Annotated in this window: 15 protein-coding genes; 7 read left to right on the top strand and 8 right to left on the bottom strand. The window is 46.9% G+C overall.

What is annotated here, in order from left to right; translation table 11 throughout:
• Positions 1–2: 2 nt before the first annotated feature.
• Positions 3–1,064 (bottom strand): oxidoreductase, encoded by a 1,062-nt coding sequence (locus AC2YIT_RS25435; protein WP_487281055.1) that lies wholly within the window; start codon positions 1,062–1,064, stop codon positions 3–5.
• A gap of 322 nt (positions 1,065–1,386) precedes the next feature.
• Here AC2YIT_RS25435 and AC2YIT_RS25440 point away from each other — a divergent pair, with 322 nt between their 5' ends.
• Positions 1,387–1,578, top strand: coding sequence for a DUF2188 domain-containing protein (locus tag AC2YIT_RS25440; protein ID WP_430846453.1), 192 nt, complete (start codon positions 1,387–1,389; stop codon positions 1,576–1,578).
• A 103-nt stretch (positions 1,579–1,681) separates the two neighbouring features.
• The gene (locus AC2YIT_RS25445) at positions 1,682–2,260 is read left to right on the top strand and encodes a DUF4142 domain-containing protein (RefSeq protein WP_487281056.1); all 579 of its coding nucleotides are present in this window, start codon (positions 1,682–1,684) and stop codon (positions 2,258–2,260) included.
• A gap of 275 nt (positions 2,261–2,535) precedes the next feature.
• Here the strand turns inward: AC2YIT_RS25445 and AC2YIT_RS25450 are convergent, their stop codons facing one another.
• The 3 genes from AC2YIT_RS25450 to AC2YIT_RS25460 all read right to left on the bottom strand — a co-directional run bounded on the left by AC2YIT_RS25450 (position 2,536) and on the right by AC2YIT_RS25460 (position 4,178).
• Positions 2,536–3,315: an Fpg/Nei family DNA glycosylase gene (locus AC2YIT_RS25450; RefSeq protein WP_487281057.1), complete on the bottom strand. Its 780-nt coding sequence runs from the start codon at positions 3,313–3,315 to the stop codon at positions 2,536–2,538.
• Between the two features lie 19 nt (positions 3,316–3,334).
• Positions 3,335–3,502 (bottom strand): hypothetical protein, encoded by a 168-nt coding sequence (locus AC2YIT_RS25455; RefSeq protein WP_487281058.1) that lies wholly within the window; start codon positions 3,500–3,502, stop codon positions 3,335–3,337.
• Between the two features lie 244 nt (positions 3,503–3,746).
• The gene (locus AC2YIT_RS25460; protein WP_487281059.1) at positions 3,747–4,178 is read right to left on the bottom strand and encodes a MarR family winged helix-turn-helix transcriptional regulator; all 432 of its coding nucleotides are present in this window, start codon (positions 4,176–4,178) and stop codon (positions 3,747–3,749) included.
• Between the two features lie 47 nt (positions 4,179–4,225).
• Between AC2YIT_RS25460 and AC2YIT_RS25465 the strand changes: the two genes are divergently transcribed.
• On the top strand, positions 4,226–6,487 hold the full coding sequence (locus AC2YIT_RS25465; RefSeq protein WP_487281060.1) for an ATP-binding cassette domain-containing protein: 2,262 nt from the start codon (positions 4,226–4,228) through the stop codon (positions 6,485–6,487).
• A gap of 53 nt (positions 6,488–6,540) precedes the next feature.
• On the opposite strand, the gene AC2YIT_RS25470 is transcribed toward AC2YIT_RS25465, so the two are convergent.
• From AC2YIT_RS25470 to AC2YIT_RS25485, 4 genes are read right to left on the bottom strand one after another with little or no spacing between them, the layout of a single operon-like run.
• Positions 6,541–7,044 (bottom strand): hypothetical protein, encoded by a 504-nt coding sequence (locus AC2YIT_RS25470; RefSeq protein ID WP_487281061.1) that lies wholly within the window; start codon positions 7,042–7,044, stop codon positions 6,541–6,543.
• A gap of 34 nt (positions 7,045–7,078) precedes the next feature.
• The gene (locus AC2YIT_RS25475) at positions 7,079–7,726 is read right to left on the bottom strand and encodes a hypothetical protein (protein WP_487281062.1); all 648 of its coding nucleotides are present in this window, start codon (positions 7,724–7,726) and stop codon (positions 7,079–7,081) included.
• Positions 7,710–8,204, bottom strand: coding sequence for an RNA polymerase sigma factor (locus tag AC2YIT_RS25480; protein WP_430846469.1), 495 nt, complete (start codon positions 8,202–8,204; stop codon positions 7,710–7,712). The genes AC2YIT_RS25475 and AC2YIT_RS25480 overlap by 17 nt, the downstream gene beginning before the upstream one ends.
• A 33-nt stretch (positions 8,205–8,237) precedes the next feature.
• Positions 8,238–8,375, bottom strand: coding sequence for a hypothetical protein (locus AC2YIT_RS25485; protein WP_487281063.1), 138 nt, complete (start codon positions 8,373–8,375; stop codon positions 8,238–8,240).
• Between the two features lie 165 nt (positions 8,376–8,540).
• On the opposite strand from AC2YIT_RS25485, the gene AC2YIT_RS25490 reads away from it, so the two are divergent.
• From AC2YIT_RS25490 to AC2YIT_RS25505, 4 genes are all read left to right on the top strand, one after another.
• Positions 8,541–9,401: a helix-turn-helix domain-containing protein gene (locus AC2YIT_RS25490; protein WP_487281064.1), complete on the top strand. Its 861-nt coding sequence runs from the start codon at positions 8,541–8,543 to the stop codon at positions 9,399–9,401.
• A gap of 70 nt (positions 9,402–9,471) precedes the next feature.
• Positions 9,472–10,299, top strand: a complete 828-nt coding sequence (locus tag AC2YIT_RS25495; RefSeq protein WP_487281065.1) for an NAD-dependent epimerase/dehydratase family protein — start codon at positions 9,472–9,474, stop codon at positions 10,297–10,299.
• Between the two features lie 120 nt (positions 10,300–10,419).
• Entirely contained in the window at positions 10,420–11,424 is a 1,005-nt protein-coding gene (locus AC2YIT_RS25500; protein WP_487281066.1) for an aldo/keto reductase, read from the top strand.
• Between the two features lie 8 nt (positions 11,425–11,432).
• On the top strand, positions 11,433–12,320 hold the full coding sequence (locus AC2YIT_RS25505; protein WP_430846480.1) for a helix-turn-helix domain-containing protein: 888 nt from the start codon (positions 11,433–11,435) through the stop codon (positions 12,318–12,320).
• Positions 12,321–12,606 lie beyond the last annotated feature (286 nt).

Genomic DNA, 12,606 nt, shown 5'->3' on the forward strand with positions numbered 1-12,606 from the left:
TTTTAAAAATGAAATTTTGTGTTAGTTACTGTTTCTGCGTAATCCCAAAGCTGCTGTGCCAAAACCTGGTCGTTCATTGACGGCGTGGAATGCTTTGAGCGTGCCGGGTAGCCGGCGTATTCGTTTTGACCATCAGGTCCGATAAACTCGCCTCCTTTGATGGAGTTGTCAGTAGCAGCAAACAGGCTGGGTAGTGCACCTTGCCAAGGCTCCATAACTGCTTCGTATTGAGCAAACAGGCCTGTTAGTATTTCGCTGCTGATATGCCTTTGCAGGTCCGTGCGTGTTACACCCGGGTGTGCAGCCACTGATAATATTTTGCTGTTGCCGGCTTTCAACCTGCGATCCATTTCGTAAGTGAAAAGGACGTCGGCAAGTTTGCTGGTAGCGTATTCCCGCCACGGGTCGTAGGGCTTTTCGAGTTTCAGATTGCCAAAGTCGATACCGGACGCCAGCGTCGCAGCGCCGCTGGACAGCGTCACCACCCTGGCGCCGTCAGACATTTTCAACAAGGGGAACAAATGCGCCGTGAGGGCAAAGTGCCCAAGAAAATTGACCCCGAATTGCAATTCAAAACCATCATTTGTTTTAGATGGCGGAGGTATCATCACACCTGCATTATTGACAAGAATGTCTAAACGCCGGTGACTGCTTCTGAACTTTTCAGCAAAGGTTTTAATTTCATCCAGGCATGCCAGGTTCAGCACGCCGATTTCCAAACTGCCTGCCTTTGCGGATTCTTTGGAGATCGCTTGTGCCGCCGCAATTGATTTTTGCATGTTTCTGGCGCCCACTGTTACACTGGCTCCCTTGGCGTACAGTGCCTTAGCCGTTTCGTATCCGATCCCTGTGTTGGCCCCTGTAACGATAACTGTTTTGCCTGTTAAGTCAGGTATGTCGTTTGATGTCCACATTACTTGCGATATTATTTTCTGCAAAATTCGGCAAATCGACGGGTGATAGCTTTGTTGTGAAGTCCAACTTTGCTTTGCTGTGAAGTCCAGTGCATTGGTCGGTAAACCTGGCTGCCGATGTAAAAACAGAAATAACCGTGCTGTTATCAATACGGAAAAAATGAATTTGACCGGTTGCCAATAAAGTGGGCGGGAGCCTTATAGGAAGAATGGTCTTAGTCGTCGGTGTCCTTAAAATTGTAGTTCAAACAGCGCTGTCAATCTCCTCAAGTCATCCAGCAAATGATTCGACTTTTGCACCGTAGGGTATATGAATATGGCTGTAAACAAGTGAACCATAATATTTACACACTTTTTACACCCAAATGAACCGGTTTATAGCTGGTGCTTTTGGGTTTTTGAGCGGTTTCTAAGCTGCCGCAGGCGCGTTTTTTGCTGCGTTTTCGCCATTGTCATTTAAATAACTATGGTTATGCCTTGGTACAACGGGGATTACCCACCATCCTACAAGAATCAGCCAGTGAAAATTCGTGAGAAGGCTGTCGAAATTGCTAATGCTTTATTGGAAGAAGGAGCGGAGGAGGGCGTTGCGATTGCCACCGGGTTAAAACGTGCGCGCGAAACATTCAAAAAGAACTCTGCCCAAAAGGAAAAAAGCGAATGAGGCTCTCTGCAGAAGATTCAATTGAGCGGGCATGCTTTTTTAAGGCATGGCGAGCTACTGTTTAAACAATAGTCTGTTAATGCCACTTAAACAAATTCGTAAAATGAAACCAGCAACCACATTACTGACATTAGCCACCGCCGCCATGCTGTGGGGTTGTGGCACATCCAATTCCACCGATTCCACCGAGGCCGCCGATAGCGCCAATGAAGCTATGGCCGATAGCGCGGGAACAACAGCCGCCACGGCTGTTGCCGAGGAAGATGCAAAATTCGCCGTCGATGCAGCAGATGGCGGGATGGCCGAAGTCGCGCTCGGAGAGCTGGCACAAAACAAGGGGACCGATCCGAAGGTCAAGGAATTCGGTAAAATGATGGTGACCGACCATACGAAAGCCAATGATGAGCTCAAAGCGCTCGCTGCGGGCAAAAACATCACCCTACCTGCCGTGCCGAGCGAAGACAAGCAAAAAGTTGCGACTGATTTATCCGCTAAAAGCGGCAAGGACTTCGATAAAGCCTATATCGATCAGATGGTCGACGATCACCAAAAAACCGTTAAACTATTTGAGGACGGCCAGAAGAATGTGAAAGATGTCGAGATCAAAGCCTTCATTGACAAAACACTGCCGGTACTTAGATCTCACCTGGATCACATCAAAAGCCTTGATAAGGCGAAATAAATCATAATTGGTTTTCGGGCTGGCGGCTGCTGATGGCGACCGTCAGCTTTTTATTTTTACTTTAAATCTACGTGCAAATGAAAAGTATATTGATGATTTTGACATCCCATGCGCAAATGGAGCATACCGATGGCACAACCGGTGTGGCTGGGTGAGTTTGCTTTTTAAGTGGAAAGCGCATCGCCGGCTTCACGAATAACCCCTTGTCAGCCCGGCCCGACGGCCAAGGTGCTTATCGCGTTGCTTAAAGAGCAGCCCGTCGATGCTTAGCTGCGCTACTTATATAGTTTCTGTTCATTTGTGTAATAGGTCTTACGGCCACCGACGGTGGTCGTAATGATTTTTGCCCCAGTAGGGCTCGTTTCCTTTTTTGGATTGTGGATTTGTAGAAAATCTCTTATTTCACCACTGATAATATCCGGCTGCGCTTTCATAATTGCCTTTTCCGCATCAGCTAATACTTTTCCGATGGTCACACTCAGCGCCTTAACCGCAGCCGCAGGAATTTGGCTGGCGATGGACTCTGGATTAATCCTGGCTTCCCAAAGTATCTCATCGGCGTAAGCGTTACCGATTCCCGCAATCACTTTTTGGTCCATCAGCAGCGACTTGATCTTCGCGCGGCTCTTTTCAAGCTTGGCGGTAAGCCAGCTGGCGGTTAGCTCATCGGACAATGCATCAACTGCCTTGCTTGGCTTGGGGTTCAACAGTAAGTGCGCTGCCTTTTGAAAGTCGGTTAAGTAAAGCACCTTCCCACCCAGCCAGAGACCTGCGATTACCTGTTTAGGCGGATCGTCCTTATGATCTTGCAAAAGTAGTTTCCCATGAAGCATCAGATGCATAAATAGCTGTGCATCTTTTCCGAAATCAAAACAAAGCTGCTTCCCGACACGCGTCACCCCGTGAAGTTTCTTGCCGGAAAGCAGCTCATTGAGCTCCTTTTCAGAAACTTTCATTTTGCTCGTCTGGAGCAAGGTGGCTTTCTCCAGTTTGCTACCTTTCAGTGTCTTTGATAGGTTTCGGGCAAATACCTGTAGATCCGGAAGTTCGGGCATAACTACTTGCTTTGACGTTTCAAATATAGTTTAACTTTCGACCGGTCATTGCCGACTGCTTTGATCGCACCCAGCACGTCTTGCCTGCTGAGCCGTGTTCGTCTGGTATGTAATCGAGTTCATATTCTTCGTCAGCGGCGATCTTGTTGCGGTCGCGAAAGTCTTTTTTTAATTTATCGTCTGCCATGACTTGTGTTTTTATCTTCAACAATCACTTTATTGAATGTTCAGAAAAAAACTGTGCTAATACTCGTCTCCTGCGCATCCGCCCGCGATGCCAGGACAATCAAAATTATGTCGGAATATTCATGCCTTGCAATAATCATTCTGTGAAGTATCAACGAAACATACGATAGACAGCCGTTAAAACTTTTGCTTCAGCAGTGAATTCGAAAGCCCTTTTCGAATTTGCCGACAAAAAGGGATTGCTTTTAAGAGGCTGTTCCTTCAACATCACGCATGATTTTTGCCAGCAGGGATGTTAAGTTTTTCAGTTCGGCCCTGGTGAGCGTTTTGGCAGCCCTTTGGGCAAAGGCCTCTCTAAAGTTTTCCGAGTTGTCGACAATAAAGCGGCCTTCGTCTGTAACGCTCAGGTAAAAGACCCGGCGGTCGTCTAAGGACTGTTCCTGTTCGATCAGGCCGTTTCCAATGAGAAATTTAAGTTGCCTTGAGATAGCCGGTGGACTTATGCTGAACGCCTTTGCCACCTGCTTGCCTGTACACTTGTTGTGCCGATAAACGTATTCGATTATGTTGTAGTGGGTTGCCGTCACGCCGTTGATATTGCCCTTTTGCATATTGGCCAGAATAAAGCACTGCAAATCGGTAAACACTTCGTAAAATTCCTTCTGGACTTGCTCCATGCCACTAAAATAGTTAACTTTGTTAATTATTAGCAAAGTTAAGAAAAATGAAGCAGATTACGATATTCAATGCGAGACAGAATAATCTGAAGAATATTTCTCTTGCCATACCGAAAAACAAGATTGTCGTTTTTACGGGGGTTTCCGGTTCAGGCAAATCCTCACTGGTTTTTGAAACAATAGGGGCCGAAGCGCAACGCCAGTTTAACGAAACGCAGGGCAGCTTTCTCAGAAATCGCCTCCAGCACATCGGGGTACCGGATGTAGATAAAATTGAAAACCTGAATGTGCCCATTATAATTAACCAAAAAAGGCTCGGCGGAAGCGCAAGGTCGACCGTAGGGACAGCCACAGATGTCTATGCGTCTCTGAGACTTCTTTTTTCCAGGATCGGAAAACCTTTTGTGGGATATTCAAATGCATTTTCGTTCAACAATCCCCTGGGGATGTGTCCTGAATGTGAGGGGCTTGGTTTTGTACAGAGCGTAGATGTCGATGCGTTGATCGACAGGCGGAAATCTTTGAACGAGGGTGCGATCCTGTTTCCCACTTTCCAGCCCGGAGGCTGGCGTTTAACCAGATACACGGAGTCAGGCTATTTCGATAACGACAAAAAGCTGGCGGACTATTCGCCGGCAGAACTGGACATGCTGTTAAATGCTGTGGAGCATAAACCCAGGAAGCCGCATAAGGAGTGGAGAAAGTCGGTAAAATACGAAGGTATAGTCCCCCGGATTGAAAAAGCCTTCCTGAAAAAGGAATCAAAGGAATATAACGCCCGGAAGGAGGCTTTAAAAAACATCACCGTAACCAAACCTTGTCCGGCTTGTGCCGGCAAAAGACTCAACGATAGAATCCTGTCCTGCAAAGTCGCTGACAAAGACATCGCCGATTGCACGAGGCTTTCAATAGATGAGTTGCTCGGGTTTATAGATACACTTGAATCCGACATCTATGAAACCATACTGACAGAGCTCAAAAAGAAGCTGCAAAACATCATCGACATAGGGCTACAATACCTGACGCTGGACAGAAGGACGGATACGCTCTCGGGCGGCGAAAGTCAACGGATAAAAATGGTCAAAAACCTGGGCAACAACCTGACGGATTTGCTCTATATTTTCGATGAACCCAGCATCGGGCTACATCCTAAAGACCTGCAGAATATTGCCTCTATCATCAGGCAAATAAGGGATAAAGGAAATACGGTACTGATTGTCGAGCATGATCCCGATCTCATCAAGATCGCCGACTGGGTTATCGACATGGGACCGCAGTCTGGCAAAGATGGAGGAACCATCCTCTACGAAGGTTCCTTTGAAGGCTTAAAAAAGTCAACCGGAAAAACGGGCCTGTATTTCGCTAAAAAAAACCATTTCAAGTACAGCCAGAGAAAGGCGAAAGGATACCTGGAAATTGAAAATGGCAGCCTGCATAACCTCAAAAACGTCAGCGTAAAAATCCCCAAAAATGTATTAACGGCAGTAACGGGAGTGGCCGGCTCCGGCAAGAGTACCCTGATCAACAAGGTGCTGCCTAGATTTTATCCACAGATTACTATTATTGACCAGTCCCTGTTTGCCACCGGCATACGATCCAACCTGCTTACCTACCTGGATCTCTCTGACGATCTAAGAGGGCGATTCTCGAAGGCGAACCATGTGTCCCCAAAGCTGTTTAGCAGAAACAGCGAAGGAGCTTGTGAAAACTGCCGGGGGACCGGCGTAGAAAAAATCGACCTGGCATTTATGGACGATATAGAACAGCCTTGTGAACTTTGCGGAGGTTCGGGTTTTAAGCCGGAAGTCCTTAAATACTTTTACAGGGACAAAAACATCGTGGATGTGATGGAGATGACCGTTGAAGAAGCAGCAGGTTTCTTCCCGGACAAATTGTACGCCGGCTCTTTTGAAGTGCTGTCCAAACTTGGGCTGGGCTACCTGACCCTGGGACAACGGCTGGATAGTTTTTCGGGCGGAGAAAGGCAGCGTCTGAAATTGACTAAGGAATTGAAGCACTCCAATAGAATAATTGTTCTTGATGAACCGAGCACCGGACTCCACCCGAGCGATACGCAGAAGCTCCTGGATTTTATCGATGCCCTGGTCGATCAGGGCAATACGCTGATCGTGATCGAACATAACCTGGACGTTATCGCCCACGCCGATTGGATCATCGACATTGGTCCCGGGGCCGGAAAGTACGGAGGCCATATTTTGTTCACTGGAACCGTATCCGACTTATTGAAGGATAGTGCTTCGGTAACGGCAGATTATTTGAGGCAGCATCTTGGCGTCGAAGCTGGGTAGAATGAATATACAGTTTTCTCCAGAGTAAAAGTTACTCTGCAAATAACCGAACGTTAGGTTGCTATGCCAGTTGCAAGCATTGACATGTAATAATTTGCGCAATGTAACGAAGTCAACAGCAATAGTTCTTTTGTAGAAAAAGAATTAAAGCGGTCGGAGGTTACTATTTGATACTCATAAGTCATGTTTTGCCATTTCAGATGAGGCTTCATGACCAACAGCTCCACCCCTTCCTGGTCAGTCAGTACAAACGATTCATTGAAAATACCCCGGTGCTTGAAAATGTATCCTCTCTCAACGTTGTTAAAATATGTCTCCATAACAATGTCTCCATGCCAATTCAGGGTGAATGTCAGTAATCGGTGGGCGGCGTCCTTTACTTCAATGGTCGTACCCCAAAATCCCTTGGGATCAACTTGATAGGTTGCCTGGTTGGCCATTTCAATTACCGCTGTAAATGAGAACCAGCTTTTGTAAGAAAGCTTGCCAATGAATTGATCGCCTTGCGTTACGTCAAACGCTAAGGAGTTGGTTGATTTTGCCAGATAATCTGCCATAGTGGTATTGCTGTTTAATTTAGTTGTGGCTATTCTAAAAACCTTGTTTTAATTTTTTCATTTCAATAATGGTTTCTTCCAGTTTATCCAGTACACGTCCATACATCAGGCGCACTTCAAATTGGTAAATTTTAGCGGATATATAGACGATAAGGAAAAGGCTTGTCCCTATCATAAGTAACATGAATACCGGGTAATCCTCAATCAGGAATAAGGCCGGAAATTTTTGGCGTATTTTTAAGGTTACTCCTTGCTTATTCCAGGCAGACCAGATCGTACCGATAGCAATCAGGATGTAGAGCGGGTAGGAAAGACGGGCTATTTTTTCGCCTTTCAGCAGAACGCTTCTGAGCCATTGCTCTAACGAGATGAGATAGTCAAGACTTGTTGCCCCTTGATCCAAATTGTCGATATGCCGCAATTGCCGTTTGTTATACCAGGCTGTCAGCAGGAGCAGGATCGATGCAGCAACCCCTTGCCAAGTGGCATCCAGGAAATAATAGATGACAGGGATGATCAGGGCAATGACAAGTAGAACATATAAATTAATCCTGAACATCCTGTCCACTCTGTTAACCAGGTGCTTTGATTTTTGATTGTACAAGTCGTTAATGGCTGGGGCAGCCAAGCTCTTTTCATTTAGAAAGCCTTCTTTCCAGATGGTTTCAATGGGAATTTTCATCGAGTAGTTTCTTTAAACGTTCTTTAATCCGGGTCACCCTGACACCTATATTATTCGCATTGGTATCCAGGATTTCCGCAATTTCCTGATACGATTTTTCTTCCAGATACAGTAGGATCACGGCCCGGTCAACTTCGGATAAGCGTCTTATAGCTGCGTATAATTGGTTGAGAAGCTCATCGTTAAAAGCCCGATTTTCGGTGATCAATACATCGGGTAGAACTTCCGACGTAAAATAGGTCTTTCCATGTCTTTTCTTTTTTTTGAGTAGTGTCAAGCAGACGTTCAGTGAAACGCGATACACCCAGGTTGACCAGTTGCATTGGCGGTGAAAGTTGTCTCTGGTTCGCCATATTTGCAGACAGACTTCCTGGTAGTAATCCTCAAAATCTTCCTGAGAGTTGGTATATGCCCGACAGATTTTGATAATAATCGCGGCAAAGGGCAGAATCGATAACTGGTAAAAATCTTGACTCATTTTGTTTTTGCTAGCACCCAACCCGTAAGTTTCTCAATAACGACCGCGTTCTTCTGAAAGGTCACTCGGAGCTCCATTCCCTGGGCGCGAAGCATTCCGTTCCATTTCCCGGTGATATTCTGAGCGTTTGCTGGTCGAGACAAGTGCGAGCAATAGGATTAACTTCTTCATGGTTCTGTTCTTTGGCTGAGTTAGTGGCTATTTTCAAAGAACATTACACTCACGCAGGACTTTTTTTGCGCTGGTAGGTTCGGGAGGCTTAGAACTGAGCCGGTGTAAACGCTGGCATTTTGAATACGAAGCTATATTTTTATAAACGGCAATTAACCAGTGATTGTGGAAAAGGTAAACAAATATCGGCTACCGACGAATTTCAGTCAGAACAACATACTACCGATCCGGGTGGTGTCACCGGCGTTTGGGCACTTGTCGGAAGAAGCCTCTGAAAATTACGGAAGTAGCCAGCGACTTTCCTACTATTTTTTCCTGCTCGTGTTGGAAGGTTCTTGCCGATATAGGGTCGACGGAGAAAAAATCACGGTGGGAAAGAATGAAATGTTGTTTTCCCTTCCTAATCAGTTTCAGGATTTCCCTGAAAACGCACATGGGAAGGATTATTACAAGTTGGGCTTCGATGATGAATGCCTTTACCGCTTGCCTGGGAAATTTCCATTCCTTTTGAATCCTCTCAGCCAGCAAAAGATCAGTTTTTTGCCCGGTGCTGCAAACCGGCTGCGAGCCATATTTCAAATACTGACAGATCTGCTGCGTACTACTGACGGCGACCCCGACCTTGTTCTGGCATACCTGAACAGCCTGCTCACGGAAATCAATTCAGCCTATTTCAGATCGCAGAAGAGGCCAGCCGGTGGAGAGATTGATAAGTTCATCGAGTTCAAGGTGTTTGTTGAATCCAATTTTGCCAGTCAGCCTGCCATAACCACCATTGCAGAGAAGTTGGCTCTCGGAGACGATTCTTTATATCGTATTGTAAAAAAACACTCGGGCCTCTCGCCAAAGGAGTTTATGACCCAACGCCTGATGCTGGAGGCAACGCGCCGCATACACTACGGTCAGAATATTTCGGTGAAGGAGTTGGCTTACGAGCTCGGTTTTAACGACCCCGGCTATTTCTCCCGCTTATTTAAGAAAGCTACTGGCAAGACGGTGGCAGCCTTTTATCAGGATTTGTCCTGATAAAAGCGGTTTTTGTGCGAGCCTAGTCAACTGATTAACCAGACATTTGTGTTCATAAAAATCTAAAATTATGGACAGACAATCTGGTAAAATTCTGGTAACCGGTGCAACAGGCCTTGTTGGTTCGCGCCTTCTGCGCAGACTGGTGGAATCGGGCTATGAGTGCACCGCATTGGTAAGAGGGAAGGACGTTGCCGCCGGCGCAATTGCTGTCGAAGGCGACCTTTTTGATGCAGCAAGCCTGGAACGAGCGGTGAAAGGTACCACAGCCATCATCCACCTTGCGGCCGTGTTCCGCTCAGCTGACACCGATCTGATCTGGAAGAGCAACCTTGATGGTACCCGCAACCTGATCAATGCAGTAAAGAAAAACGCACCCGGTGCCCGCTTCATCATGGCAAGTACCAGCCACGTGTACAATATCGACAATCCGCATCCCGGCCGGGAAGAAGATGCACTCAACCCTCAACACGCCTATCCCGCCAGCAAAGTCGCGGCTGAAAATGCGCTTGGTGAGAGCGGCTTGAAATGGGCCGTTTTGCGCTTTCCATTTGTATATGGCGACGGCGACGGGCACCTCGAAGAACTTCCCAGGCATGTATCGGCGGCGAATTTTCACCCGGCCATGAGGATGAGCACGATCCATCACCGCGACATCTACACTGCAATGAAGATGGCCCTGGACGGGATACTGGATGGCCGCATCGTCAACATATCCGATGAAGCGCCAACCTCACTCTATGAGCTTTTAAAAATTGTCAGGCAACCTATGGCGTCGTCATCGAGGCCTCTGACAAATCCCTGGTATCTCCATGCAGACGGTTCACTTGCGCGAAGCCTGGGCTTTCGGCCGTTGGTCAGAACAGTATACCAGGCGATTGAAGAAGAGCTACTCTGACGCCCGGATCCTGCCCTGAAAGTCCCGATGTCGATAGACGTTAATAGCATTCGTTGATTTGCTTACAAGCCTCAGGGGTTTGCATACGTGTGCGCGATTTTGCTTACCGACCTTTGAGCCATGGAAATTAAACGTATTGCATTGGGTAGCCAAGGATTGGTTGTACCAGTGATCGGCCTGGGCTGCATGGGTATGACAGGCTTTGAAGAAGGACATATGTACGGCCCCGCGGATGAGCAGGAAGCCATCGCGACAATTCACCGTTCGCTCGAATTAGGCGGTAATTTTCTGGATACCGCCGACCTGTACGGGCCACTCAAAAACGAGCAGCTCATTGCAAAGGCCATCAGCGGTAAACGTGATCAGGTTATTTTGGCCACCAAGTTTGGATGGGAAATCGATGATAACGATAAAGTGACCTGGGCCATCAATGGTAAAAAAGACTATGTAAAGAAATCGTTAGAGCGTTCGCTAAGAAACCTCAATACCGATTACATCGACCTGTATTACCTGCACCGCCTGGATAAAAATACGCCGATCGAGGAAACGGTTGACGCCATGGCGGGGCTGGTCAAGGAAGGCAAGGTAGGTTATCTCGGTCTGTCAGAAGTATCGTCTGAAACGGTTAGGCGGGCGCATGCCGTTCACCCGATTACCGCAGTACAAAGCGAGTATTCCTTATTTGAACGGACGGTGGAAGAGCGCGGGGTGTTGGCGACATTAAATGAACTGGGTATTGGGTTTGTTGCTTACTCACCGTTGGGTCGTGGATTTTTATCGGGACAGATCAAAAGCATCGATGATTTGCCGGAGAGCGATTTCCGCAGAGCGATCCCGCGTTTTCAGGGCGAAATGTTTTATAAGAATATTGAACTGGTTAAGGCAATTGAAGCCATGGCCGCAACAAAGAACGTCACTTCTTCGCAGTTGGCTTTGGCATGGCTCATAAGTAAGGGGATTTTACCGATACCGGGTACGAAACGCAGAAAGTACCTGGAGCAAAACCTGGCGGCGACTACCCTTGCGCTGACGGAGGCGGATCTTTCACAACTGGAAAGCATTATTCCATTGGGTACGGACACGGGTGCACCTTACGACGAGTTCAGTATGGGCTTAATTGATTAATTTTAATTATGAACGCCATTAACTCTATATCGGAATTTCACCGGTTGCTATCATTGCCCGAACCTCGCCATCCGCTGGTAAGCATAATTAACTTGGCGGAAAGTGTTTTTCTGGAAGACGATATCTGGAAAGGTTTTGTTAACCGCTTTTATTGCGTGGCGCTCAAACGCGATGCCAGAGGCAAGATCCGGTACGGACAACAACACTATGATTACGACAAAGGAGTATTAAGTTTTACCGCGCCTAACCAGGTGCAACAACTGGACCTGCAAAATATGGAATGCGGGTCCGGTTATCTTTTGATCTTTCACCCGGACTTCCTCTTACAGCATCCGCTGGCAAATAATATTCACCAATATGGTTTTTTCGATTACGCAGTAAACGAAGCGCTGCACCTGTCGGCCGACGAGGAAGATGACCTGATCACGATCCTCCATAAAATTGATAAGGAGTGCCGGCATATCGATAAATATACCCAGGATATCATTCTGACGCAGATTGAGAGTCTGCTGAAATACTCCAACCGTTTTTATGAAAGGCAGTTTTTGACCCGCAAGAATAATAATTCGGATCTGCTGACCAGGTTCGAGCAGCTGATCGATGACTATTATAACAGCGACGTTCACGGCTTGCTCACGGTACAATATATTGCGGGACGGATGAATCTGTCGCCGAACTACCTGAGCGACCTGCTTCGAATTCATACAGGGCAGAATACGCAGCAGCATATTCATGAGAAACTGATCGCAAAAGCCAAAGAAAAACTTTCTACCACCAGTCTTTCGGTCAGCGAGATCGCCTATGCCCTGGGCTTTGAGCACGCACAATCTTTTAGCACGCTTTTTAAAAAGAAGACGAATTTATCGCCGCTGGAATTTCGTCAGACTTTTAACTGATTGCCGGGGCCGACCGGCCGCTCACCATCGTAACCTCCACGAGTCTCATCGGTTTCCGAGCTTTCACTTTGCATTAGAATGTCTGAAAATGTGTCCCGCTTTTCAGAGCTGCCCTAGCCGGTAAAAATTAAATTTTTTTCATTTTTTGGCTAATTAATACCATTATGGACTTTTTAGCCCCCTTATTTGGACTATTTCGTACCCATGCATAGACTGTTAGTGATCTACCTTTGATGCAATGAATCCTCGTTATTGTACCACTCTGACCGGATGCGAGCGCGCCGTT

It is taken from the genome of Dyadobacter sp. SRI_021, assembly GCF_057586235.1.

Coding starts and splice junctions, on each gene's coding strand:
- AC2YIT_RS25440 (WP_430846453.1), top strand. CDS start 1,387: ATGCCTTGGTACAACGGGGATTACCCACCATCCTACAAGAATCAGCCA.
- AC2YIT_RS25445 (WP_487281056.1), top strand. CDS start 1,682: ATGAAACCAGCAACCACATTACTGACATTAGCCACCGCCGCCATGCTG.
- AC2YIT_RS25450 (WP_487281057.1), bottom strand. CDS start 3,315: ATGCCCGAACTTCCGGATCTACAGGTATTTGCCCGAAACCTATCAAAG.
- AC2YIT_RS25455 (WP_487281058.1), bottom strand. CDS start 3,502: ATGGCAGACGATAAATTAAAAAAAGACTTTCGCGACCGCAACAAGATC.
- AC2YIT_RS25460 (WP_487281059.1), bottom strand. CDS start 4,178: ATGGAGCAAGTCCAGAAGGAATTTTACGAAGTGTTTACCGATTTGCAG.
- AC2YIT_RS25465 (WP_487281060.1), top strand. CDS start 4,226: ATGAAGCAGATTACGATATTCAATGCGAGACAGAATAATCTGAAGAAT.
- AC2YIT_RS25470 (WP_487281061.1), bottom strand. CDS start 7,044: ATGGCAGATTATCTGGCAAAATCAACCAACTCCTTAGCGTTTGACGTA.
- AC2YIT_RS25475 (WP_487281062.1), bottom strand. CDS start 7,726: ATGAAAATTCCCATTGAAACCATCTGGAAAGAAGGCTTTCTAAATGAA.
- AC2YIT_RS25480 (WP_430846469.1), bottom strand. CDS start 8,204: ATGAGTCAAGATTTTTACCAGTTATCGATTCTGCCCTTTGCCGCGATT.
- AC2YIT_RS25485 (WP_487281063.1), bottom strand. CDS start 8,375: ATGAAGAAGTTAATCCTATTGCTCGCACTTGTCTCGACCAGCAAACGC.
- AC2YIT_RS25495 (WP_487281065.1), top strand. CDS start 9,472: ATGGACAGACAATCTGGTAAAATTCTGGTAACCGGTGCAACAGGCCTT.
- AC2YIT_RS25500 (WP_487281066.1), top strand. CDS start 10,420: ATGGAAATTAAACGTATTGCATTGGGTAGCCAAGGATTGGTTGTACCA.
- AC2YIT_RS25505 (WP_430846480.1), top strand. CDS start 11,433: ATGAACGCCATTAACTCTATATCGGAATTTCACCGGTTGCTATCATTG.